Annotated in this window: 1 protein-coding gene; it reads right to left on the reverse strand. The window is 60.3% G+C overall.

Features of this window, described 5'->3' with window-relative positions; all coding sequences use genetic code 11:
- Positions 1-549: alpha-amylase family glycosyl hydrolase (locus AC1DS5_RS25480; RefSeq protein ID WP_477721026.1), on the reverse strand; the 549-nt coding region annotated here is incomplete at both ends.

Raw genomic sequence — 549 nt, forward strand, 5'->3', positions numbered from 1 at the left:
GCGTTGCTCCTCGGTCAGCCGGCCGAGATCGAGCTCGTCATGATTGCGCAGGAACAGGCCCCATTGCGCCGTCGCCGGGCGTGGCTTGGTCACCTTCATCGCCGCAGCCAGTGGGCGCACGTCGCCCGAGGCCAGCGCATAGAACAGGTTCTGGTTGACGTGAAAGTTGAACATCATCTGCATGCGGTCGCCGTCGCTGCCGAAATATTCCATGTCGGTTTCCGGCAGCACATTGGCTTCGGCGAGAATGATGGCGTCGCCCTTGCGCCATTGCAGGAATTCGCGGAAGGCGCGCAGCATGTCGTATTGTTCGGTGGGCTTGTTGACCTTCGGTCCCTTGGTGGCGATCACGAAGGGCACCGCATCCATGCGGAAGCCGGAGACGCCAAGCTGCAGCCAGAACCCCATGATCTTCAGGATCTCGGCCTGCACATAGGGATTGGATGTGTTGAGGTCCGGCTGGAAGTCATAGAACCGGTGGAAGAACCAGGACTTCGAGGTCGTGTCATGCGTCCAGGTCGATTTCTGCACGCCGGGAAACACCATACC

This window comes from Polaromonas sp. P4_H1 (genome assembly GCF_056400945.1).